At 30.4% G+C, this 21,746-nt stretch carries 25 protein-coding genes; 12 read left to right on the forward strand and 13 right to left on the reverse strand.

The genetic code is table 11. From position 1 onward, the window contains the following. A partial coding sequence (locus RMN92_RS14380; protein WP_309610133.1) for a MiaB/RimO family radical SAM methylthiotransferase occupies positions 1 to 1,032 on the forward strand: 1,032 nt, incomplete at its 5' end. 37 nt (positions 1,033 to 1,069) lie between these two features. On the opposite strand, the gene RMN92_RS14385 is transcribed toward RMN92_RS14380, so the two are convergent. Both RMN92_RS14385 and RMN92_RS14390 read right to left on the reverse strand, forming a co-directional pair. Further along, complete coding sequence (locus RMN92_RS14385; RefSeq protein WP_309610134.1) at positions 1,070 to 1,411, reverse strand: hypothetical protein; 342 nt, start codon at positions 1,409 to 1,411, stop codon at positions 1,070 to 1,072. Between the two features lie 31 nt (positions 1,412 to 1,442). Next, complete coding sequence (locus tag RMN92_RS14390; protein WP_309610135.1) at positions 1,443 to 1,745, reverse strand: N-acetyltransferase; 303 nt, start codon at positions 1,743 to 1,745, stop codon at positions 1,443 to 1,445. A 474-nt stretch (positions 1,746 to 2,219) separates the two neighbouring features. Here RMN92_RS14390 and RMN92_RS14395 point away from each other — a divergent pair, with 474 nt between their 5' ends. Genes RMN92_RS14395 through RMN92_RS14405 form a run of 3 tightly spaced genes read left to right on the forward strand, consistent with a single transcriptional unit; the run spans position 2,220 to position 4,183 of the window. After that, a complete protein-coding gene (locus RMN92_RS14395; RefSeq protein WP_309610136.1) occupies positions 2,220 to 2,879 on the forward strand; it encodes an alpha/beta hydrolase in 660 nt (219 codons plus the stop codon). A 41-nt stretch (positions 2,880 to 2,920) separates the two neighbouring features. Then, positions 2,921 to 3,802, forward strand: a complete 882-nt coding sequence (locus RMN92_RS14400) for a lytic transglycosylase domain-containing protein (protein WP_309610137.1) — start codon at positions 2,921 to 2,923, stop codon at positions 3,800 to 3,802. Between the two features lie 12 nt (positions 3,803 to 3,814). Beyond that, complete coding sequence (locus RMN92_RS14405; RefSeq protein WP_309610138.1) at positions 3,815 to 4,183, forward strand: sulfite exporter TauE/SafE family protein; 369 nt, start codon at positions 3,815 to 3,817, stop codon at positions 4,181 to 4,183. On the opposite strand, the gene RMN92_RS14410 is transcribed toward RMN92_RS14405, so the two are convergent. Together RMN92_RS14410 and RMN92_RS14415 are read right to left on the reverse strand one after the other, a co-directional pair. Beyond that, positions 4,184 to 4,879: a redoxin domain-containing protein gene (locus RMN92_RS14410; protein ID WP_309610139.1), complete on the reverse strand. Its 696-nt coding sequence runs from the start codon at positions 4,877 to 4,879 to the stop codon at positions 4,184 to 4,186. Positions 4,880 to 5,023: 144 nt separating this feature from the next. Continuing rightward, positions 5,024 to 5,539 (reverse strand): DUF2892 domain-containing protein, encoded by a 516-nt coding sequence (locus tag RMN92_RS14415; RefSeq protein ID WP_309610140.1) that lies wholly within the window; start codon positions 5,537 to 5,539, stop codon positions 5,024 to 5,026. A gap of 155 nt (positions 5,540 to 5,694) precedes the next feature. Between RMN92_RS14415 and rpmH the strand changes: the two genes are divergently transcribed. Together rpmH and carB are read left to right on the forward strand one after the other, a co-directional pair. Then, a complete protein-coding gene (gene rpmH, locus RMN92_RS14420; protein ID WP_007136275.1) occupies positions 5,695 to 5,856 on the forward strand; it encodes a 50S ribosomal protein L34 in 162 nt (53 codons plus the stop codon). Positions 5,857 to 6,112: 256 nt separating this feature from the next. Further along, positions 6,113 to 8,965, forward strand: coding sequence for a carbamoyl-phosphate synthase large subunit (gene carB / locus RMN92_RS14425; protein WP_309610141.1), 2,853 nt, complete (start codon positions 6,113 to 6,115; stop codon positions 8,963 to 8,965). A 70-nt stretch (positions 8,966 to 9,035) separates the two neighbouring features. On the opposite strand, the gene RMN92_RS14430 is transcribed toward carB, so the two are convergent. The 6 genes from RMN92_RS14430 to RMN92_RS14455 form a co-directional block, all read right to left on the reverse strand. Further along, positions 9,036 to 10,445 carry a M64 family metallopeptidase gene (locus tag RMN92_RS14430; RefSeq protein ID WP_309610142.1) on the reverse strand — a complete coding sequence of 470 codons (1,410 nt, stop codon included), beginning with the start codon at positions 10,443 to 10,445 and terminating at the stop codon, positions 9,036 to 9,038. Positions 10,446 to 10,447: 2 nt separating this feature from the next. After that, the gene (locus RMN92_RS14435) at positions 10,448 to 10,936 is read right to left on the reverse strand and encodes a hypothetical protein (protein WP_309610143.1); all 489 of its coding nucleotides are present in this window, start codon (positions 10,934 to 10,936) and stop codon (positions 10,448 to 10,450) included. A 596-nt stretch (positions 10,937 to 11,532) separates the two neighbouring features. Continuing rightward, the gene (locus RMN92_RS14440; protein ID WP_309610144.1) at positions 11,533 to 11,940 is read right to left on the reverse strand and encodes a hypothetical protein; all 408 of its coding nucleotides are present in this window, start codon (positions 11,938 to 11,940) and stop codon (positions 11,533 to 11,535) included. Between the two features lie 101 nt (positions 11,941 to 12,041). Next, a complete protein-coding gene (locus tag RMN92_RS14445) occupies positions 12,042 to 12,611 on the reverse strand; it encodes a hypothetical protein (protein ID WP_309610145.1) in 570 nt (189 codons plus the stop codon). Further along, a complete protein-coding gene (locus RMN92_RS14450) occupies positions 12,598 to 13,092 on the reverse strand; it encodes a sigma-70 family RNA polymerase sigma factor (protein WP_309610146.1) in 495 nt (164 codons plus the stop codon). The genes RMN92_RS14445 and RMN92_RS14450 overlap by 14 nt, the downstream gene beginning before the upstream one ends. Before the next feature lies 1 nt (position 13,093). Further along, a complete protein-coding gene (locus tag RMN92_RS14455) occupies positions 13,094 to 13,930 on the reverse strand; it encodes an alpha/beta hydrolase (protein ID WP_309610147.1) in 837 nt (278 codons plus the stop codon). A 251-nt stretch (positions 13,931 to 14,181) separates the two neighbouring features. On the opposite strand from RMN92_RS14455, the gene RMN92_RS14460 reads away from it, so the two are divergent. Further along, the gene (locus RMN92_RS14460; protein ID WP_309610148.1) at positions 14,182 to 16,053 is read left to right on the forward strand and encodes a hypothetical protein; all 1,872 of its coding nucleotides are present in this window, start codon (positions 14,182 to 14,184) and stop codon (positions 16,051 to 16,053) included. Between the two features lie 251 nt (positions 16,054 to 16,304). Here RMN92_RS14460 and RMN92_RS14465 read toward each other — a convergent pair whose 3' ends face one another. Further along, a complete protein-coding gene (locus tag RMN92_RS14465) occupies positions 16,305 to 16,529 on the reverse strand; it encodes a hypothetical protein (RefSeq protein WP_309610149.1) in 225 nt (74 codons plus the stop codon). A gap of 396 nt (positions 16,530 to 16,925) precedes the next feature. Between RMN92_RS14465 and RMN92_RS14470 the strand changes: the two genes are divergently transcribed. Continuing rightward, positions 16,926 to 17,882: an ion channel gene (locus tag RMN92_RS14470; protein WP_309610150.1), complete on the forward strand. Its 957-nt coding sequence runs from the start codon at positions 16,926 to 16,928 to the stop codon at positions 17,880 to 17,882. Between the two features lie 2 nt (positions 17,883 to 17,884). On the opposite strand, the gene RMN92_RS14475 is transcribed toward RMN92_RS14470, so the two are convergent. Both RMN92_RS14475 and RMN92_RS14480 read right to left on the reverse strand, forming a co-directional pair. Continuing rightward, positions 17,885 to 18,424, reverse strand: coding sequence for a YceI family protein (locus RMN92_RS14475; protein WP_309610151.1), 540 nt, complete (start codon positions 18,422 to 18,424; stop codon positions 17,885 to 17,887). A gap of 50 nt (positions 18,425 to 18,474) precedes the next feature. Further along, a complete protein-coding gene (locus RMN92_RS14480; protein ID WP_309610152.1) occupies positions 18,475 to 18,831 on the reverse strand; it encodes a hypothetical protein in 357 nt (118 codons plus the stop codon). A 63-nt stretch (positions 18,832 to 18,894) separates the two neighbouring features. On the opposite strand from RMN92_RS14480, the gene RMN92_RS14485 reads away from it, so the two are divergent. The 4 genes from RMN92_RS14485 to RMN92_RS14500 all read left to right on the forward strand — a co-directional run bounded on the left by RMN92_RS14485 (position 18,895) and on the right by RMN92_RS14500 (position 21,539). Next, a complete protein-coding gene (locus RMN92_RS14485; protein WP_309610153.1) occupies positions 18,895 to 19,281 on the forward strand; it encodes an OB-fold protein in 387 nt (128 codons plus the stop codon). 4 nt (positions 19,282 to 19,285) lie between these two features. After that, positions 19,286 to 19,804 carry an ankyrin repeat domain-containing protein gene (locus RMN92_RS14490; protein ID WP_309610154.1) on the forward strand — a complete coding sequence of 173 codons (519 nt, stop codon included), beginning with the start codon at positions 19,286 to 19,288 and terminating at the stop codon, positions 19,802 to 19,804. Between the two features lie 2 nt (positions 19,805 to 19,806). Beyond that, positions 19,807 to 20,574: a T9SS type A sorting domain-containing protein gene (locus tag RMN92_RS14495; protein ID WP_309610155.1), complete on the forward strand. Its 768-nt coding sequence runs from the start codon at positions 19,807 to 19,809 to the stop codon at positions 20,572 to 20,574. Between the two features lie 119 nt (positions 20,575 to 20,693). Further along, positions 20,694 to 21,539 carry a DUF5777 family beta-barrel protein gene (locus tag RMN92_RS14500; RefSeq protein WP_309610156.1) on the forward strand — a complete coding sequence of 282 codons (846 nt, stop codon included), beginning with the start codon at positions 20,694 to 20,696 and terminating at the stop codon, positions 21,537 to 21,539. Positions 21,540 to 21,746 lie beyond the last annotated feature (207 nt).

Here is a 21,746-nt window from a genome sequence, read left to right on the forward strand (position 1 = left end):
ACTGAAAAATTTAAAATTACCGATTATTTAAACGATTTGTCCAAAAATGATATGGGCGAAATACATTCTTGCGAAATTTCTGAAGCAGATTTTTATGTAGGAAGTTATTCCATTGGCGACAGGACTCGTGCTTTTTTGAAAGTCCAAGATGGTTGCGATTACAAATGTACTTATTGCACAATTCCCTTGGCAAGAGGAATTTCTCGTTCCGATGCTTTAGAAAATGTACTGCAAAATGCCAAAGAAATTTCCCAACAAGACATCAAAGAAATAGTATTGACTGGCGTAAATATTGGAGATTATGGGAAAGGTGAATTTGGAAATAAAAAACATGAACATACTTTTCTGGAATTGGTTCAGGAATTGGACAAAGTAGAAGGAATTGAACGTTTGCGAATTTCATCCATTGAACCCAACTTATTAAAAAATGAAACTATAGAATTTGTCTCAAAAAGCAGAACTTTTGTGCCCCATTTTCATATTCCATTGCAAAGTGGTAGCAACCAAATTCTGAAATTGATGAAACGCCGTTACCAACGCGAAGTATACACCGAAAGAGTAAACAAAATTCGGGAAGTAATGCCACATGCTTGCATTGGAGTTGATGTAATTGTTGGTTTTCCCGGTGAAAGCGATGAACATTTCCTAGAAACTTATAATTTTCTAAACGAAATGGATATTTCATATCTTCACGTTTTTACTTATTCTGAGCGAGATAATACCGAAGCAGCAACTATGGAAAGTGTTGTAGATATTAATATTCGTGCAAAAAGAAGTAAAATGTTGCGTGGTTTATCAGTCAAAAAACGCCGTGCTTTTTATGAATCTCAAATTGGAACCCATAGAACAGTTTTATTTGAAAGTGAAAATAAAGGTGGTTATATTCATGGCTTTACAGAAAATTATGTGAAAGTTAAAACACCTTGGAATCCTGAATTAATCAACACTTTACACGAAATTAATTTAACAAAAATTGATGATGATGGTTGTGCTAGGATGGAGTTCACTAAAATTATGAATTATCAATTATAAATTTTCAAATAATTGTAAACCGTAATTCGTAATTATGCTAATATTTATAATGAAATCTAATCTTAGTAATTCTAAAAACACTGTCGCCATATTGTTCAATAAATTCAAACTTATTTCGTCCAGGTTCATTAAAATTTACTATGTCACTTGCAGAAATTTCATAATACAAACCATTTCCCTCAAGCATAAATTTATTCCCATTGTTTCGGTATGCAGAGCGTAAAAGAGTGAATTCAGATAAATTCCAAGTTGTCAAATCAGTATCAAAATTGGTGTCTTTTGATGTCAAACCTTCGGTTATATCCGTTTTACAACCATAATATTTCTCAATATTTTCGAAAAATAAAATAACTTTAGAATTAATATTTTCAGACTCCATAAATAGTCACTATTTCTAAAAAAATATAAAATTAAATTTTAATTCCTGGAGGCAACAAATCTTTGTAAGTAACATTTTTTCTAAAAAACAAAGCAATTTTTGGTAAAATAGGAACCACTTTCAATTTGCGTTCGTACGCAATTTCCATTATGCTTTTAAGAAAATCAGATATAAATTCTTCATTATCAAAACCTTCTGGAGTGTTTATTCTAGTTAAAAATATTTTTTTTTCCTGAAAAGAATATTCAACTGAAACCAATTTGCCATTAACTATTGTTTCAAATTGTCTTGAAAATGTATTGTCTTTAATTTCCATAATTTGTTGTGTTTCCATAATTAATTTTTTTGATTCAAATTTTAGGGGTGAAGTTTATTCAATATTCTGTTGAATAATATTTTTAATAAATTAGCATTACATTCGACAAGCGGTGAAGTTTAATTCATTTTTCATTTTCTAAAATGAAATTATTGTAATGAAAATAGTACTTGCAATATTATATTTTAATGAAGTTTAAAATTCATATAAATTATACAGTAAAATTTCTTTACAAAGATATTGATTTCAATCTCCAAATCAAATCATTTAAGTCATATTTTTTAATTAACAATTCTTTGAAAAGTGCATTGATTCATAATTATATTTATTTTACTTATAAGTTTAATAGCCATTTTTTTTGGATTAAATCTCAACTTTTAACAATAGTGAATTCCTAAAAGATAAAATAATTTTAAAACAACTTACATTTAAAAGTATTGTTCTATTTTTATAAAAATTATTTCAAACCGACAATTTTTTAAATTAAATTTAATGATTTCAAAAGTTCATGTTTATTTTATGCCAGGAATGGCAGCTAGCCCACTTATATTTGAAAGAATAAAACTTGACGAAACTATTTTTGAAACCCATTTATTGGATTGGTTTATGCCTGAAAAAACGCAATCACTTCATGACTATGCAAAACAAATGGCTTTAAAAGTTAAACATGAAAATGCAGTTTTAATTGGCGTTTCCTTTGGTGGAATTTTAGTTCAAGAGATGGCACAATTTTTAAATCTAAAAAAATTAATTATTATTTCAAGCGTTAAAAATAATGTAGAACTGCCGCAAAGAATGAAAATTGCCAAATCTACCAAAGCTTATAAATTATTGCCTACTGGAATGGCACAAAACTTAGAAGTTTTATCAAAGTATGCTTTTGGTGCAGTAATTAAACAACGACTCAAATTGTATGAAAAATATATGTCAATGCGAGATAAACTTTATCTTGATTGGTCTATTGAACAAATTATAAATTGGAATCGTGTGGAAACAGATCAAAATGTAATTCATATTCACGGCGATGCAGATGAGGTTTTCCCGATTAAGAATATTAAAAATGCTATAATCATAAAAGAAGGTACTCATCTTATGATTTTAAACCGTTTTCGATGGTTTAATTCCAATTTACCAGAGATTATTCTAAAATAAACAACTCAATTTTAGTACTTTTACTTTTAAATATTTTAAAAATGGCAACAATTAATAAAATACTAATGATAATTGGAGTTTTAGCATTAGGCGGGGTTCTAATTTATGCAACTACAAACGTCAAAACTCCTAAAATAACAACTACTAAATATTTTCCTGTTACAGTTGATTTAGCAGGCGAGAGCACACCTTTAAATATCCCCGATGTGTATGAAAGAATGGATAGAGAATTACTAATAAACACTAATTTGCATTCTTCAACAATATTAATTATCAAAAGAGCCAATAGATTTTTTCCAGTTATTGAGCCAATTTTAGCAAAATATAACGTACCAGACGATTTTAAATATTTGGCTGTTATAGAAAGTTCTTTGGTTACTGCGTCAGTTTCTAAAGCAGGAGCCAGTGGTATTTGGCAATTCATGAAACCAACTGCCGTAGAAAGAGGATTGGAAGTTTCTGAAAGTGTCGATGAACGATACCATTTGGAAAAATCAACGGAAGCCGCTTGCAAATATTTAATTGCTGCTAAGCAAAAATTAGGTTCCTGGACTCTTGCCGCAGCTTCCTACAATGGCGGTACTTCAGGGATTTATAATCAATTGGAGAGTCAACAAGTATCAAATTATTATGATTTATTATTGGTTGAAGAAACATCCAGATATGTTTTTAGAATTTTAGCTCTTAAAGAAATTATGAAAAATCCACTGGCGTATGGATTTGATATTTCTGCAAACGATTTATATAAAAACATTAGCACTACAAAAATTGAAATAGACAGTTCTATTTCCAATCTTGCCACTTTTGCTAAACAAAAAGGCATTAATTACAAAATATTGAAATACCACAATCCTTGGTTGCGAGATAAAAAGTTAGATAATTTAAATAATAGAAAGTATATTATCGAAATTCCAAATCAATAGAAAAAAAATTATATGACAACAACAACCATTGTATCACTTATAGTTATTGGATTATTAGCAGGAATGTTGAGCGGATTGGTAGGAGTTGGTGGTGGAATCATAATGGTCCCGTTACTTATATTATTCCTAGGATTTAGCCAACATCAAGCACAAGGGACAAGTTTAACGGTTTTGGTTGTACCAGTTACGGCTTTGGCAGTTTTTAATTATTACAAACAAGGCTATATTAATTGGAAATATGCTTTAGTAATTGCGATGTTTTTTGTAATTGGTGGATATTTTGGCAGTAAACTTGCAGTCAGTTTAGATCAAAAAATGCTTAAAAAAGTTTTTTCGGTAGTTTTAATAATTGTAGGTGCAAAATTGTTACTTGAAAAATAGTTAATTTGTAGTCAATTGTTCTTTGGAAATGTTTTTTTCAATAAGCAAACTACCCAAACCTTCTCTGAAAGTATTGTAGTTCATAGTGTATGCTTTTACGTAAGCAGTTTTATTTGGTGGTTGCGCACCGCCTCTTTTAATATTAACCACCTTTAAATTTTCATCCAAAAAGTAAGAAGTTGGAAAACCAAGAGAGTGTTTCATATTGGCAACAATAGTAGCATCGTTTTTATACGTCTCGTGAGCGTATGAAACTTGTATGTTGTGATTGAATTTTTTTGCAATTTTCTTCACATCGCTTTTTTTGTCCCAAAATAAAATAATGAATTTTACTTCATTTGCATATTTCTGTGCTAATTTATTTAAAGCTGGTATTTCACCTTCACTAGGTATACACCAAGAAGCGTATGTTAAAATAAAAATTGGTTTTTTAAAGGAGCTAAGTTTTTCTTTTTTATCGTTAATTGATTTAAAATCGTAGTCTTCAAATTTTGTTCCGACTAAATGGTTTTGTACCAATGAGTCAAATAGAATTTGTCCTTCCTGCATATTTTTATTTTCATATGCAATATCACTTTTAATATTGTGTTTTTTTAAATGAGCCTTAAGTGCATCATTAAAATTCACAGCCTCATCTTGGGCAAACCCAAAAGAGAAAAAAGTGAGTGTCAATAATATAGAGTAAAGTTTATTCATAAAAAAAAGTTATGAACAAATGTATTGAACCTATTTATTTGTTTGTATACAAAATCGTTAAAATGTAAAAATACTCGATAATTTGCAGTTTTTACATAAAAAAATCGCATTTTTCAATGCGATTTTTCATAATTCCTAAAATAATTAAATCTTTTTCATTTGATCTTTCATCATTTTGACCTGATCTTTCAACATATTTTGTTTGTCTAATTTTTTAACTTCAGCAAGCAAATTGGTAGCTTCAATTTTACGTCTTCTACTCAATGCAATACCAGCCAAATTTAATTTTGCTAAGGCCAAATCTTGATCCATATTTAAACCCAAACTTATAGCTTTCTTGAAATATTTTTCAGCTTGAATCAAATTGGTCTGCGATAATAGCAAACCGTGCAAATAATTAAAGTATCCTTGTTGCTTTTGAACCAATGCCGTTTCAGGGCTTTTTATCTTGTCCAACCAGTTTTTGGCGCCAGCAAAATCTTGTTTCCTTAATTTTAAGAAAGCCAAAAGAATAAATTCGTTCTTAAAATAAAGAAAAATTGGAATTGCAGACAATAAAATTAAAAAAATTCCATTCCCAATATTTCCTTCTGTAAACTGCCAAACCCCAGTAATTATAATCAATGCAGCAATTGCAATCTTGATATTTCTATGAAACATAATTGTATTTTTATAATGAAATGCAAATATAGTGAAATGAATTAAAATTATTTTTATAAAACTACTTGCAAGAAAAAAAAATCATTGTATATTTGCACTCGGTTTCAAAAAGACCTTACCTAAGTTATTACACAAGAATTTAAAGATACAAAGCAATGAGCAAAAGAACGTTTCAACCATCGAAAAGAAAAAGAAGAAATAAGCACGGATTTATGGACAGAATGGCTTCTGCGAATGGAAGAAAAGTGCTTGCTCGTCGTAGAGCTAAAGGAAGACATAAATTGACTGTATCTTGCGAACCAAGACACAAAAAATAATGATTAGCAATAATCCAAATAAAGCCGTTACTTTTATAAGTAACGGCTTTTTTTATATATGTTCATAAATAATAATAATTTTTTGGAGCTATTTCCCGCTATTCGTTACAATCTTTTATAATTTTGTCTCCTTCGACAAGCTCAGGATGACAAAATTATAAAAGGATTTCCACTACTATCGGGGCTAGGGCAAACATGAAATAACAAACATTTTCGAATAATCTAATAATCAAAAAATCGACTAATCTAAACTACAATGCCAAAAGACAACTCTATAAAATCGGTTTTAATAATAGGTTCAGGACCAATCGTAATCGGGCAAGCTTGCGAATTTGATTATGCAGGATCACAATCAGCAAGATCCATTCGCGAAGAAGGAATCGAAGTAATCTTAATTAACTCGAATCCAGCAACCATTATGACCGATCCTTCAATGGCGGATCATGTTTATTTGTTGCCATTGACCACAAAATCGATTATTCAAATCCTGAAAGAACATCCACAAATCGATTCGGTTTTGCCAACAATGGGCGGACAAACGGCATTAAATCTATGTCTTGAAGCCGACGAAAAAGGAATTTGGAAAGATTTTAACGTCAAAATGATTGGTGTCGATGTAAATGCCATCAATATTACCGAAAATCGAGATCAGTTTAAAGATTTACTCAAAAAAATCGGAGTGCCATCGGCTCCAGCCGAAATTTGTACATCGATGTTGCGAGGAAAAGAAATCGCTCAAGAATTTGGTTTTCCCTTAGTTATTCGTCCATCATTTACGTTGGGAGGAACTGGAGCAGCAATTGTCTACAAAAAGGAAGATTTTGCCGAAAAATTATCTTATGGTTTAGAAATGTCTCCAATTCACGAAGTGTTGATTGACAAGGCTTTGATGGGTTGGAAAGAATACGAATTAGAATTACTACGTGACAAAAACGACAATGTAGTCATTATATGTTCCATCGAAAATATGGATCCAATGGGCATTCATACTGGCGATTCTATTACGGTTGCGCCAGCCATGACATTATCGGATGTGACTTTTCAAAGAATGAGAGATTACGCCATTTTGATGATGCGTTCTATTGGAAATTTCGCAGGTGGTTGCAATGTGCAATTTGCCGTTTCACCCGACGAAAAAGAAGATATTGTTGCCATAGAAATTAATCCTAGAGTTTCACGATCATCTGCATTGGCTTCAAAAGCAACGGGTTATCCAATTGCGAAAATTGCATCAAAATTGGCTTTGGGTTACAATTTGGACGAATTGCCAAATCAAATTACCAAATCGACATCGGCACTTTTTGAACCCACTTTAGATTATGTAATTGTGAAAATTCCACGTTGGAATTTCGATAAATTCGAAGGAGCAGATAGAACTTTAGGTTTACAAATGAAATCGGTAGGTGAAGTTATGGGAATTGGTCGTTCGTTTCAAGAAGCCTTGCACAAAGCTACGCAATCGCTTGAAATTAAACGTAATGGATTAGGCGCAGACGGAAAAGGGTACAAAAACTATGAACTAATTATCGAGAAACTCACTTTTGCGAGTTGGGACAGAGTTTTTGTAATTTATGATGCCATTGCAATGGGAATTCCGCTTTCTAGAATTCACGAAATCACCAAGATTGACATGTGGTTTTTAAAACAATATGAAGAATTATATACTTTAGAAAAAGAAATTTCTAAATTCAAAATCGATACTTTACCAAAGGATTTATTGCTCGAAGCCAAGCAAAAAGGTTTTGCTGACCGACAAATTGCACACATGATGAGTTGTTTGGAAAGTCAGGTTTATAAACTTCGTGGAGAAATGAATATCAATCGGGTTTATAAATTGGTCGATACTTGCGCCGCCGAATTCAAAGCATTGACACCTTATTATTACTCGACTTTCGAAGCAGAAATCGAATCAAAAGAAGGTAAAAAATACGTTCATAACGAAAGTATTGTTACCAATAAAAAGAAAGTTGTCGTTTTGGGTTCTGGACCAAATAGAATTGGTCAAGGAATAGAATTTGACTATTCCTGCGTACACGGCGTTTTGGCTGCCAAAGAATGTGGTTATGAAACCATAATGATCAATTGCAATCCGGAAACAGTTTCAACCGATTTTGATACAGCCGATAAATTATATTTTGAACCCGTTTTTTGGGAACATATTTATGATATTATCCGCCATGAAAAACCAGAAGGCGTAATAGTTCAGCTTGGCGGACAAACGGCTTTGAAACTAGCTGAAAAATTATCTAAATATGGTATAAAAATTCTAGGAACATCATTTGATGCTTTGGATTTAGCCGAAGATAGAGGACGGTTTTCAGAATTATTGACAGAACTTAAAATTCCTTTTCCACAATTCGGAATTGCCGAAAATGCCGATCAAGCAAGTGCTTTGGCTGATGTTTTAGATTTCCCATTACTCGTTCGACCATCTTATGTTTTGGGCGGACAAGGAATGAAAATTGTCATCAATAAACAAGAATTGGAAGAACATGTTATCGATTTATTGAAAAATATTCCAGGCAATAAATTGCTATTGGATCATTATTTAGATGGCGCAATTGAAGCTGAAGCCGATGCCATTTGCGATGGAGAAAATGTCTATATCATTGGAATTATGGAGCATATCGAACCTTGCGGAATACATTCTGGCGATTCAAATGCGACCTTGCCACCGTTCAATTTAGGTGAATTTGTGATGCAACAAATTAAAGACCATACCAAAAAAATAGCTTTGGCATTGAGAACGGTTGGATTAATCAACATTCAATTTGCGATAAAAGACGATATTGTTTATATTATAGAAGCCAATCCTAGAGCTTCAAGAACGGTTCCTTTTATCGCAAAAGCGTATGGCGAACCATATGTGAATTATGCTACCAAAGTAATGTTGGGTCACAATAAAGTAACCGATTTTACTTTCAATCCACAACTAAAAGGTTATGCGATTAAGCAACCTGTTTTTTCTTTCAGCAAATTTCAAAATGTAAACAAAGCACTTGGTCCAGAAATGAAATCGACTGGCGAAAGCATTTTGTTTATAGATGATTTGAAAGATGATCAGTTTTATGAGTTGTATAGTAGAAGGAAGATGTATTTGAGTAAATAATATTAGTCAAAAAAAATCCCAATTTAAAATTTTGTTTAAATTGGGATTCATTAAAGTATAAAACTATTTTTTATTGTTTCACAAAAATCTTGCTGTAATTTGCACCATTTATTTTGAGCGCAATTATATAATTTCCCTTTGATAACTTAGAAACATCAAATGAGCTGATATTTTTACCTTCTAAAACTCCTTTATTTTCTATGGTTTGAATTATTTTTCCATTCAAGTCAACTAATTCTAATGAAAAATTACTTGATTTTTCAAGATTTACTTCCACATTTAATTTATCGATTGACGGATTAGGATAAATAGAAATACCAATTTGATTACTTTCGGCAACTGTTGAAATGCCTAAATTATTTTTTTGTATTGTCCAAGTAACTGTATTATAATGTATTGTGCTGTGGTTATTTGTTTTTACAAATGGTGTTTCATCAACAACTGTTGCAGTTAAAGTGTGCGTTCCATTAGTAAGGCTGGTTTGATTTATTTGGTAGGTTTCTAAATTAGTATTAAAAATATTACTGTCTAATTGCCATTTTATATTTAATGTATTTGGTATAGGCTTCATCAATTCGGTTAAATTAAAATTTATAAATTGATTTGAAGAATTAATTGTTGTGTTGTTGGCTGGCGTATAATTAACAATTGGATTCACTTTTAAATGAAAATTTTCGATAATATTTTCTTTGCAAACATTGCAAAACGGAACATCAAAAATTTCCATTTTACATGCATTGGTTGTGGGTTTAAACCAAGTACTCGATACTCCTGAGGTTCCATGCGGAATTATTGCTATTGGAGAATTATTTAACCAATTTTTCCATTTTATTAGATTTGGGTTTGATTGTTGTGTCATATTTGCCCTTTCTGCATTATACATATCTCCAGCATAATATTCATCTGCGAGTGAGCCCGCAGAATGTCCCAATTCGTGAATTAAAATTTCTTTGGCAGTAGGATAAGTAGTTACAGTTGCATAAGAACCACCACTACCTCCATAAAAAGAGGTGTTTGCAATTACAATTACAATATCATAATCTGGCAAATTGCTTGCAAGAACACTGGTTATTTTTTGCGAATCTGTCGGCACAACCAATCTGTGAATGCCATAATAGTCGAAACTTGTACCAAAAAAATTATTAGGATTAGAAGTTGGAACCATCGAACCAGCACAATCGGGTGAAATATTTGGGTGTTTTATACCAGATTCATTAGAAATTACTTTTATTGCAAAAATGTTAAAATAATTTTTATAATTAGACCATGGCTCCTGAGAAAACAAGTCATCAATTAAAATTGTTGCTTTATCTACAAAACTTTGTTGCTCATTAATAGTATAGCCATCGCCCAAAACAGCAATATTGATATATTTATTTTGATCTCCTTTTATTTGAATATTATGGATATCAAAAACTTGGCTTTTTATTGTGTTTAAAGAAATTAATTGAATTATAATAATAATTATTGTTTTTCTCATAGTTATATTTTTAGTGAAATTAACTCCATTTCTGGTTTGTTCTTTAATTTTTCAAATATTTTAATATTTGAATTTACGTTTTTTATTTGTAATCTTATTGAAAAGTCTTCTGAATTTAACTCAATATTTTTTTTATTTATTTTTTTATTTTCATTAAAATATTCCATTTCTTTTAATAAGGGGTGCGCTATTTTTTGTGTTTTCTCGATTTTATTATTGTTGTAAATTTCTAATAATAAATAGTTTTCCGATTCGATATTTGACTCTAATTGTTTTTTGATTATTCCTTCTTTTTTAATTGTATTTATAAGCTCAATTGTACTGTTTTCTGAATCTAAACCTTTATTTATTCTAAAAATTAAAAATACTATTTGACTAGTTTCTTGTTGTATTTGTAATGTTTTGTTTATGGTAAAATTCTTTTTTGAATTACAAGAAATAAAACACAATATGTAGATTAAATATAATACATCTTTTGATTTTATGGTCATATAGTTTTTTATGCAAATTTAAATATTTTAACGTCAACCAAGTAATATTTTTTTAGTAATAATAAACTGAATTATAAGGATTACATAAATTAACAATTAATTTTATCAAATATATAAATATTTTGGTTGTGTTATGGAATATAGTTGCTTTCTTATAAACTATCTATTATTAGGCTTAAAGATTTTTTTGTCATTTCGAAGTAGGAGAAATCATATAACTTGAATAATTGATGTGATTTCTCTTAGGTCGAATTGAATAAAATTAAACAAATTAGTAAATACATGCAATTTTCTAGGACAGAACCAACATTTTTCAACAAACAATCATTTTATTTACAGTGTAGACACCAATAGTAAACTCCAAAATGTGAATAAAGCACTTGATCCAAAAATGAAATCCACTAGTGAAAGTATTTTGTTTATTGATGATTTGAAAGACGATCAGTATAGTAGAAGAAATATGTATTTGAGTAAGTAAAAATTATTCTTACCATAAAAAATATCCCAATTTGAAATTTTTCAGATTGAGATATTTTTATTATTGGGCAAAAAAATATTTTTATAAATTGACCAATAAATTTTTAATTTAATAAGTTTTATTCCTTTTTTAATCTAATTAGATAAATAAACACGTATGAAAAAAACACAAAAAACAGCCAATCATTTACACCATACATCGAATAAAATAGTCCAGCCATTACATCTTTTTCATAAACATCAGAAATGCTGTTATTGAGTAACCATTTAATCCACACAAAACCATAAATAAATTTTTCAATAGCAAAAACCGCAACAAGCCATTTTACAGATTGGTAATTTTTAGCAATGGACATATAAGCCAAACCCCAAATTACAATCATTATTAATCCAAAATTAGATAAAACTACTGGGTCAAATTCTGCAATAGTTTCATTTGTAAAGAATCTTGAGAAAATTAAAACCGACATATTCATCAATCCAGCAAGAACGAATCCTTTTGTAATTGTTGCATCTTTTAGTATCATAATTTATTTTTTTTACTAACGATATGAGTATAATTTAGTTCAATACGTTCTCAAATGTAGCTATTATACGAGCTAACATATTGCATAAACAAAACTATTTTTCAATCTATTTTTTTCAAAAATTCTAAATTATTCATATCCTGTCGAATTCCTTTGATTAAAAAGTAACTAAAAAAAACTAAAAACCCGATGCCACTAATTAAAACATAAAGATAAAATCCGTTTGATAAACTTTCTTTAAACAAGGGTAGCAATGAGATAAATCCAAAACAATAGGACAGATAAATAATAGGAGTAAGCACGAAATGCGTTAATTTTCTGAATTTATAAAACGATACTAATTGCTTTGTATAATTTTTAAAAGTAGCAGTAAAATCTATTTTTTTAAACTGAAAAATACTTATTATTTCTAATATGACTCTGCCAATTAATACAAAAATCATTAGTTGTAGTCCTATAATTCGATCTGCAATTGCATCATTAAAAATCCAGAAATAATAATACACTAAAATAAATACAATAACCGAAAGAATACCGATTGTCCAAAAATGCTTTATTTTTATTATTTTTATATTTCTATTTGCTTCTATTGTTATTGCTTTGCTATCAAACTTTGGAGTAGCGTCGGATTGTTTGTCCCATATTGATTGTAATTCTTCAAATTTTTCCATTTTGTACACATTTTGTTAGTTTTGTTTTAATTCTATGTAGTCGTACTCGCAAAGTTTCTTCGGAAATGCCTATAACAGTTGCAATTTTATCATAAGAAACCTTTTCTAAAACCATCATTATAATCAATTTGCTTGTTGGATCCAATAAATCAATGCATGTATACATTTTTGATAATTTTTCGTCAGTTTCTTGCGAATAATTTTCTATACTACTATCTGAAAATTGATCTGTTCGCACTTCTTTTTTAGAGGATTGCTTTCGCAAATACATCAAACAAGTATTGGAAGCAATTCTAAATATCCAGGTGCTAACGTTTGATTCACTTCTAAATTTAGGTAGATTCTCCCACACTTTTATAAAAACTTCTTGTGCCGCATCTGATGCAACATCGTGGTTTCCGTTAAAATATCCTTTGCAAAGACGGTAAACTTTTGGAAAGTATAATTCGTAAAGCGAATCGAAATTATGATTTTGTTCCACGCTAATTTAAAATTTGAGCAATTTGTTTCAAAAACCATTCTGGTTGATCGAACATTACAAAATGAGCCGAATTTTCTGCATATAAAATATTTACCGTTGGTAAGGTTTTATATTGATCTTTATAGGTTTTAGTAACTATTTCTAAACTTGGATTTGTTGCTGCAAGAATAGTAACTGGGGTTTTGATTTTAGCAATATCAGATCTTAAATCCAAATTTAGCATATCAACATAGCCATAAACATATGTTTTCCTATCAGTTTGATTCATCATACTAGCAATTAATTTTTGCTTATCTTTATTATTACTCATATATTGCACAGTTTGATTATTCATACTTTGAAAAGCTTCATCAGACATTTCCAACATATTTTTACTTTGTGGATTATCATAAGCTATTTTGTCTCCTTTATAATTTGGAAACATCAACACCGCAGTAGCTGGCAATGCATCTACTATAATGATATTTTTGAACCATTCTGGATGGCTTGAAGCCAACCATAGGCTTAATGTGCCACCAATACTATGACCAATTAAGGTTGATTTTTTCAGTTTATTTTCGATAATATATTTTTCCAAATCAGTTTTAATAGTTGCAAACCAAGGTTTTTCGATAGGTTTTACATTGCCAAATCCAGCAAAAGTAAAGATATAACATTTGTGAGTTTTTGAAACTTGCGCAACAGTCTCGTCCCAAACTTGACCTGTACAGCCAAAACCTGGAAATAATAAAATTGGATTTCCTTTTCCTTTTATTTCAACACTAAAAGAAGTTTGTGAAAATAGATTTGCTGTAAAAAAATTGGTAACAAATAATAAGATAAAAATTGATGTTTTCATAATTTGGATTTTTAAGATTTCTCTTTTGATTCAGAAGTATAAAAATTGTTACAATATTTTTTTAATTTTTAAAATATTCCATAAAGTTTATTTCTAATTATTAAATTTAATTAGGGGAAAATTACCCTTATTAATTGGGGGTTTATACTTCTGATAACCAATAACATATGTTATAATTTTGTATTGTAATTTGATTGTTATACCGAAAGCCGAAAAGGGAATAGAGTAGGCAAACCATAAAAATTTATAGTATGAAAAATAAAATCAAAGGCAATTTGTTAGGCTATTTGTGCGACGATTGTTGGGAGAATATTAGTTCCGTAAAAGTCCGTTTGTATGCCACGCAAAGAGGAGCAAATGTAGAAGCAGCATTGTCTGTAACCGAAAAAGACACATTTAGATTATTATCTGAAGAAGAAGTAAAACAAAAATCAAACAGACTTATTGCCGAAGCTTTAACTGACGAAATGGGAAATTTTGAATTAGAAATTAAAGACGAGTATGCAAATATGGCTTTAGAATTTGATTTTGAATGTGGCACAGTTCCAAAAATTATCCCTAAAAAGCCAAAGCCGCCTAGACAATTTCAAATTGCTACTTTCTATCCAGTTTGGGAGCATGAATCAGAAACTCACAATACCGATATTAGAATAGCAACTTCCAACTATAAAATTCCAGCAAAATGGTGGTGTCAAATTAAAGGTCGCTATTTTGATGTGTGGACTATTTGTGGAAAAATAACCGATTGCGAAACTGGAAAACCTCTGGTTGGTGTAAATGTCATTGCTATGGATGCCGATTTTTTAACGGACGATGTTTTAGGGAACAGCCTATCTGATAGCAATGGAAAATTTTTAATTTATTACACTTCGGAAAAATTCAAAAAAACTTTTTTATCACCAATTATTAATATCGAAACCGACAAAACAGGTCCGTTTGCTTCTGGTCCAGATGTATATTTTCAAATTGAATATGGCGGTCAACGTTATAACATTGAAACAGCTGCCAATCGTAGAAATAATGTAGGCTATTGTCTCTGTGTTTCGCTTTGCGTAAAAGAACTGATTGTAGACGACACACCCATTCCTCCATCTTTCACCCATTTCGGAATTTCGCAACGCATTCCAATTCAAAGTGGTATAAGTAACGGTAAAGCTAGTGGTTACGCTTTTTTTGCTTCTGTAAATTTAGTAGGCTCTATCGCTAAAAAAGTAAGTGGTAAACCAATGGAATATCTTTTTGAATATCAAGAAGTGAATAATCCGTCGGATGCACTTATAGCTGCCAATTGGCTACCCGTAAAGGCTAATATGATTAACAAAACCATCATTGGTTATTTGCATACCTTGACAGGAGATCCATTAAACCCAGTACTTACAGAAGAATATTTTATTAATGGAAGTGGCGCAGAAAAAACTATTACCTATAATGGCAATTGGATAAAAGTGCCTCAAGAAACTAATTTTGCACCACATACTGATAATGTAATTCTAAGTTTAAACACCGAATTTTTAACAGATGGTTTAAAAACTGTTGATATGGCAATGCCAACTTTAAGCATTGGAAGTGCCACAGTTTCGGCAGCTCGACCTCATATTTTAAATCGCTATTTTGCTATCAGAATGCGTCAGAGAAATATTAATGGAGCAGTTCCTGGACCAGAATTTGTTGCTGGAACTTCCAAACCTATAGCAATATATAATGTGGTTTTTAACAATGTTAATAAAAATGGTAGTTGGGCTCCAAGTTCTCAAAGCAATCAAAGAATTGCTGCTTCGGTCGATATTCAAGAAATTATTGCTGGATTGAGCGGTTGTAGCAAAATTACTTCCGCTTTACACATTAAATATGGTGTTCGAAATGAAAATTTAGGAAGCCTAAGTTTAACCATAACTGGACCACGAAAACCAGGACAAACATTTAATTTTGCTCCTATTGCTTTAATGGCTAATCCAGAAACGTTTGGTGTTGCAGAGTTAGTTTTCGGAACACCAACCGAAACCGTAGCCGATTTGTTGCCTTGTGCCTACACGATTTCCCTTGGAGCTGTAGCATTATTGACTACTGGAGACGGAAATCTGGAGGGATTTCATGATTTTGTCTCTTTTTGTAAAGTAGATTAACAGTAACAAATTTTTAATAAACATTTTAAAAAATTTGAGTCAGATTTAAAAAGTCCTTTTTAGGACTTTTTTTATTTTAATTATTATGACTGTCTGTTACTCAAACCAATTTACGTTTTTTGTCAATTCTGACGAAAGAGGAATCTCATAAATTACTAACATTATGTAATTCCGCCTTCCTCAGAATGACAAAATATTTGTTATTTTTCTTTTATTATAAGAAATGGATAGTCATATAAAGTTTTATAATTTTAAACTTTGGGATTGACTTTTTTAAACTTTGTTAAATTTATACCATAAGTATAGTTGGTTGACAAAATGACATCGTTGCAATCAAAATGTTTTATAACGCCATCGTTTACAAGCGATACAACCCAACAGGTATTTTGATGCATGCCGTAATCGATTATAAAAATGGCCAAACCTTGTCCCATAGGAGTTTCAACTAAAAGTGATGGATCTAACTGGTGTATCATGTGGTATTGATTTATAATTTTTTTTAAAATAATCAGTTTAACAAAGGTTGAAAATGCTTTGTATGTATTTATTATACAATCATTTGAATAAATTATATTATTTCACTGTACTGTGTTTTTTTTGATTTCAATAATAATGATCCTCTGGAATTCATGCTTTTTTGACTTTTTTCTTCACCACTACTTGCCATGGTATGATTTTTATAGCTTGTAAAATTAAATTTTAAGAATTTTTTTCTAGCCCAGAATGAAATGGAAAGCCATTTATAAAAAAAGTGCTAATTTTGTGTTCCTAGAAAAGCGACCAAAGGAAGCTCTTTCTAGGAACAACAAAATGCACTTTTTTTATAAATGCTTGCAATGGAATGCTGGATAGGCTTCAAATAAAACAAAAATATGTCTTTTCTTAAAAAAATAAATACTAACGCTAAAGCTGATAATACTACTGGATTTGGGAATAATGCTTCGAATTATGGTGGTCGGTTTATTGCCAAAGATGGATCTGCAAATATTGAAAAAAAAGGAATTTCTTTTTTTGATCAAATAAGTTGGTACCATACTTTGTTGCGGTTGCCAACTTGGAAATTCCAACTTATAATTTTTTGTTTTTTTATAGTAATCAACTTTATTTTTGCTATGATTTATTATTTAATTGGGGTGGAACATTTGAATGGTATTTCTGGAACGACTGAAATGGAAAAAATTGCTCAAGCTTACTTTTTTAGTGCGCAAACTTTTACAACAGTGGGTTATGGACATATAAATCCTTCGGGATTTTTGACTAGCGCTATTGCGGCAACCGAAGCATTGATGGGACTTTTAAGTTTTGCGCTTGCAACAGGACTTTTGTATGGACGATTTAGTAAGCCACAGGCTCATTTGGTTTTTTCTGAAAATGCTATTATAGCGCCATTTCAAAATATGACTGCTTTAATGATGCGTGTTGCACCTTATAAAAACACCAATTTGACTGATGCTGAAGCCAAAGTTACACTAGGATTAATTGTGGAAGAAAACGGAAAAAAAATTAATAGATTTTTTCAATTGCCTTTGGAATACGAAAAGGTCAATGCGCTTACTTTGAGTTGGACTTTGGTTCATCCTATTACAGAAGAAAGTCCGCTGTTTGGATTTTCGAACGAGGATTTCCAGAATAATAAAGGTGAGATTTTGGTTTTTGTAAAGGCTTTCGACGAAATGTTTAGTAATATTGTTGCTTCCAGAACATCGTATACTTTTGATGAAATTTTATACGGCAAAAAATTTGTTCAAATGTATGAGCACAGCTACGATAATAAGAAAACAATATTGTATTTGGATAAATTGAATGTTTTTGAAAACGCTAAGATTTAATTTTATTTTAGTAGAAAAACCGTAGACACATTTACTTTTTTTGCTATTTTTCCTCTTACTATACTAGGAATTCTTATGTCAAAATCTTCCGGTAGCAATATAAAATTGGTGGTTAACTCTGTTGAATCTACATTTTTTTTAATTTTGCCGTCAATAATTACATCTTTAATTTTGCCATGCAATTCAATTGTACCTTTAATTTGTATGTTTTGAAAATTTTGGGTTATTTTTGAGTAATCAAAATTTTCAATTTTTCCTTTAAGTGTTGCTTTTGGATATTTGTCACTTTCTATATAATTCTCGTTGAAATGTTCTTCCATTAAAGCCACTTTAAATTCGAAGCCTTTCATTAAAATTTGACTTGCAATTTGACCATTGGCAGTATTTAAAATACAGGTTGTTGCTTTATTGAGTGCTTTTACAGGTTCAAAAGTACTTTCAACAGCATCAAAATTGACCAAACCACTTTTTGTTTTTATTTTTTGAGAAAATGCCTGAATTGTGGTTGCAAAACTTAGCAAAAGGAAAAATAATTTTTTCATGGGGAATTAGTATTTGTTTTAATTTGTTTGAAGTTTTTTTAAATAAGTATTTATTGGATTAAGCCATCAGCTTGCCATTTAAAAATAATATCAATTGTAGTTTGTGGAAGTCTTGGTCCTCCATCTGGCATAATACCATTACTTCCATCGGGTCTAGAAATTCTATCTTTTATTGTTATTATTCTACTTTTTACATCTGCATAAGTCGTTAAACTAAAAGGCGCACCATTTGTAGGTATATTTCCATGACATCTTATACAGTTATTATCAACAATTGTTTTGACATTATTATTGTAGGTGACTAATCCTACAGGATTTATAGGATCAGACAAGGTGTTTGAATTGTCCTTCGTACAGCCCAGAAATATAATAGCGGTAGTAATTGAATAGATAATTGCCTTTTTCATAATTAACAAAATTTTTAGTAAATATAATTTTTTTTAATATCTTTGAAACAATATAAACAGAAAATGAAGAAAAATATTTTAATCTTTGTGGTTTTTATGGCCGTTGGTTTTTTAGGTTATAAATATTTGTTTGGCGGAGGTCGCGATTTTGCCAGTGAAGAAGCAATAAAAATAAGTTCTACAGAAAGCATTTTTTCTGAATTTTCCAAAAATGAAGCATCGGCAAACAAAACCTATTTAAATAAAGTAGTAGAAATTTCTGGAAAGATTACGCAAGTTGATACAGATTCAAATTCAATATTAATCGACGGAAAAGTATATGCTTCATTCAAAAAATCAGATTTTCAGAATTTCAACGAAAATGAAAATGTCAAAATAAAAGGCAGATTTTTGGGTTATGATGACTTACTGGAAGAATTAAAAATTGACAATTGTACTGTTATAAAATAAAAGTATGTATAAAATTATAGTATCATTTTTATTGCTATTTACGTTTAATGCTTTTTCGCAAAGCGATGTTTTCGATGTGGCCAGAAAAGGCACTGTGGATGAAATGAAATTGTTGGTTAAGAAGGATGCGGATATTGTAAATAAAACGAATGATAGTGGATTTACACCTCTTATTTTAGCTTGCTATAAAGGTAATATAGCTGTTGCTAAATTTCTTATTGAAAATAGTAAAACTATAAATGTATCTAGCGATATGGGAACGCCTCTAATGGCTTGCGCTGTAAAGGGTGACAGACAAATATCTGAATTGTTGCTAAAAAAAGGTGCAAATCCAAATTTAACAGATCCAAAAGGAACTACTGCTTTGATCTATGCAGTACAATTTGAAAATTCGGAATTGGTCAATTTATTACTAAAATACAAAGCGGATAAAAATTTAAAAGACAAAGATGGAAAAACGGCTTTCGAATTTGCTGTTTTTTCTGGAAATCAACAAATAATAAACCAACTTAAAAATAATTAAAAATGAAAAAACTTACTATTTTATTATTGCTTTCGAGCTTATCGATTTTTGCACAGCAGAAAACATCAGGAACTGTGACATTGCAACCTAACATGACAGCAAATTTTACATTAGACAATGCAACTTCGAAAGTTACTCTAATTTTAACTGGACCTTCAGACAGATGGTTTGGAATTGGGATTGGAATCAATCAACCTTTTGCTATGGGTGCGGGAGATGTTTTAGTCTATACAACCTCTTTGACAGATAGAAGATTTGTCGGAACGCAAGCCCCAGCAGTTGATGCATCACCAGATTGGACAGTTGTTTCTGACAATGCAAGTGGAGGTATAAGAACGTTAAATTTAACAAGAGCATTAACGAACGGAGATACTACAGGATCAGATTTCCAGATGCCTTATGCCACTACAAATTCTTTTGGTATTGTTGGGGTAAGAGCTGCAACAGCTACAACAACAATAGCTCCTCATGGCGGTAATGGATCAGGTGGTTATGGAATAGCATCATTTTCACCACTTGGTGTCGAAGATTTTTCATTAAATGCTACTCAAGTATACCCAAATCCTTCAAATGGAAGTTTTACTGTAAAAACCAAAACAGGTTTGGATAAAATAAATGTTTATTCAAATACGGGAACTTTTGTAAAAACCATTAATGTAAATAATGCAGATGCTTCTGAAGTAGATTTAAGAGATTTATCTACTGGAGTTTATTTATTAGAATTATTAAATTCAAACGATAAATCTTGGAAGAAGATAATTGTTGACTAACAATATTTATTAAAAATAATAATGCCACTAGTTTAAAATATTTTAAATTAGTGGCATTATTTTGAATTTTATTTTTAATGCATCAACTTTAAAATATGCATTTTCTAAACTATAACTTTATGAAGTATTTTTTCCTTTTATCTTTATTATTCACTTTCCAATTTTCATTTTCTCAAGATGACTTACTCTCAGAAATTGATTCAACAACTACTGTTAATCAAAAAGTGACTTCTGCTTTTAAAGCTATGAAAATTGTGAATTTAGAATCTACAAAAATTGCAGCAAAAGGCGATTTGTATTTGGTAATTGCTCACAGATTTGGCTCGATAAAAGAAGATATTGAAGGTTTTTTTGGTTTGGATAACGCAGTTACACAAATAAAATTTATTTATGGAGTAGGCGAGGGACTTTCGCTAGGTGCTGGCAGGAGTGAGCAAGCTTATGATTTCTCAGCCAAGTATATGATAAAATCGCAAATGGAAAATGGTTTTCCTGTTACCATAGTTGGGTTCAATAGTTTGGGTTTTAATAATTTATTAAAACAATCCAATTATCCAAAAATGACATTCAAGAATAGAGCTACCTATGTAAACCAAGTTTTAATTTCTAAAAAATTTTCTGAAAAGCTCTCATTGCAATTGGCACCAACTTATTTTCATGAAAATTTTGTGCTTAATGAATTACAAAAAAATAGTCAGTACGCTGTTGGCCTAGGTGGACGCTATAAATTATCTAAAAGAGTTTCATTAAACATGGATTATGCAGCACATTTGAACCGAGTTTCAAGTTCTGTTTATAACAATCCCTTATCGGTAGGAATTGACATTGAAACGGGCGGACATGTTTTTCAAATGCATTTCACCAATTCGCAAGGCATTCATGAAGCAGGATTTTTAGGCAATTCAACAGGTGATTGGAGTAAAGGTGATGTTTTTTTTGGATTTAATTTGGTGAGGGTATTTTAGGATTTAAAATTCATTTAAAAATAAAACATTATAAAAGCCTGTTGAAATAATTTTCAACAGGCTTTTGCAATAAAATGAAATAATATTATTCCTTTATAAATTTCTGAGCATAATCTTTCCCATCAAAATCTCTCAACAATAAAATATAAGTTCCATTGCTTAAACTGGAAACGTTTAAAGTTTCATTTTTTAAATCAGACTCTAAAA

This window comes from Flavobacterium sp. (genome assembly GCF_031363805.1).
In the GTDB taxonomy this organism is placed as follows: Bacteria; Bacteroidota; Bacteroidia; order Flavobacteriales; family Flavobacteriaceae; genus Flavobacterium.

What these genes read in the sequence shown, in the direction of transcription:
- RMN92_RS14385 (WP_309610134.1), bottom strand. Translation starts at nt 1,411, where the DNA reads ATGGAGTCTGAAAATATTAATTCTAAAGTTATTTTATTTTTCGAAAAT.
- RMN92_RS14390 (WP_309610135.1), bottom strand. Translation starts at nt 1,745, where the DNA reads ATGGAAACACAACAAATTATGGAAATTAAAGACAATACATTTTCAAGA.
- RMN92_RS14395 (WP_309610136.1), top strand. Translation starts at nt 2,220, where the DNA reads ATGATTTCAAAAGTTCATGTTTATTTTATGCCAGGAATGGCAGCTAGC.
- RMN92_RS14400 (WP_309610137.1), top strand. Translation starts at nt 2,921, where the DNA reads ATGGCAACAATTAATAAAATACTAATGATAATTGGAGTTTTAGCATTA.
- RMN92_RS14405 (WP_309610138.1), top strand. Translation starts at nt 3,815, where the DNA reads ATGACAACAACAACCATTGTATCACTTATAGTTATTGGATTATTAGCA.
- RMN92_RS14410 (WP_309610139.1), bottom strand. Translation starts at nt 4,879, where the DNA reads ATGAATAAACTTTACTCTATATTATTGACACTCACTTTTTTCTCTTTT.
- RMN92_RS14415 (WP_309610140.1), bottom strand. Translation starts at nt 5,539, where the DNA reads ATGTTTCATAGAAATATCAAGATTGCAATTGCTGCATTGATTATAATT.
- rpmH (WP_007136275.1), top strand. Translation starts at nt 5,695, where the DNA reads ATGAGCAAAAGAACGTTTCAACCATCGAAAAGAAAAAGAAGAAATAAG.
- carB (WP_309610141.1), top strand. Translation starts at nt 6,113, where the DNA reads ATGCCAAAAGACAACTCTATAAAATCGGTTTTAATAATAGGTTCAGGA.
- RMN92_RS14430 (WP_309610142.1), bottom strand. Translation starts at nt 10,445, where the DNA reads ATGAGAAAAACAATAATTATTATTATAATTCAATTAATTTCTTTAAAC.
- RMN92_RS14435 (WP_309610143.1), bottom strand. Translation starts at nt 10,936, where the DNA reads ATGACCATAAAATCAAAAGATGTATTATATTTAATCTACATATTGTGT.
- RMN92_RS14440 (WP_309610144.1), bottom strand. Translation starts at nt 11,940, where the DNA reads ATGATACTAAAAGATGCAACAATTACAAAAGGATTCGTTCTTGCTGGA.
- RMN92_RS14445 (WP_309610145.1), bottom strand. Translation starts at nt 12,611, where the DNA reads ATGGAAAAATTTGAAGAATTACAATCAATATGGGACAAACAATCCGAC.
- RMN92_RS14455 (WP_309610147.1), bottom strand. Translation starts at nt 13,930, where the DNA reads ATGAAAACATCAATTTTTATCTTATTATTTGTTACCAATTTTTTTACA.
- RMN92_RS14460 (WP_309610148.1), top strand. Translation starts at nt 14,182, where the DNA reads ATGAAAAATAAAATCAAAGGCAATTTGTTAGGCTATTTGTGCGACGAT.
- RMN92_RS14465 (WP_309610149.1), bottom strand. Translation starts at nt 16,529, where the DNA reads ATGATACACCAGTTAGATCCATCACTTTTAGTTGAAACTCCTATGGGA.
- RMN92_RS14470 (WP_309610150.1), top strand. Translation starts at nt 16,926, where the DNA reads ATGTCTTTTCTTAAAAAAATAAATACTAACGCTAAAGCTGATAATACT.
- RMN92_RS14475 (WP_309610151.1), bottom strand. Translation starts at nt 18,424, where the DNA reads ATGAAAAAATTATTTTTCCTTTTGCTAAGTTTTGCAACCACAATTCAG.
- RMN92_RS14480 (WP_309610152.1), bottom strand. Translation starts at nt 18,831, where the DNA reads ATGAAAAAGGCAATTATCTATTCAATTACTACCGCTATTATATTTCTG.
- RMN92_RS14485 (WP_309610153.1), top strand. Translation starts at nt 18,895, where the DNA reads ATGAAGAAAAATATTTTAATCTTTGTGGTTTTTATGGCCGTTGGTTTT.
- RMN92_RS14490 (WP_309610154.1), top strand. Translation starts at nt 19,286, where the DNA reads ATGTATAAAATTATAGTATCATTTTTATTGCTATTTACGTTTAATGCT.
- RMN92_RS14495 (WP_309610155.1), top strand. Translation starts at nt 19,807, where the DNA reads ATGAAAAAACTTACTATTTTATTATTGCTTTCGAGCTTATCGATTTTT.
- RMN92_RS14500 (WP_309610156.1), top strand. Translation starts at nt 20,694, where the DNA reads ATGAAGTATTTTTTCCTTTTATCTTTATTATTCACTTTCCAATTTTCA.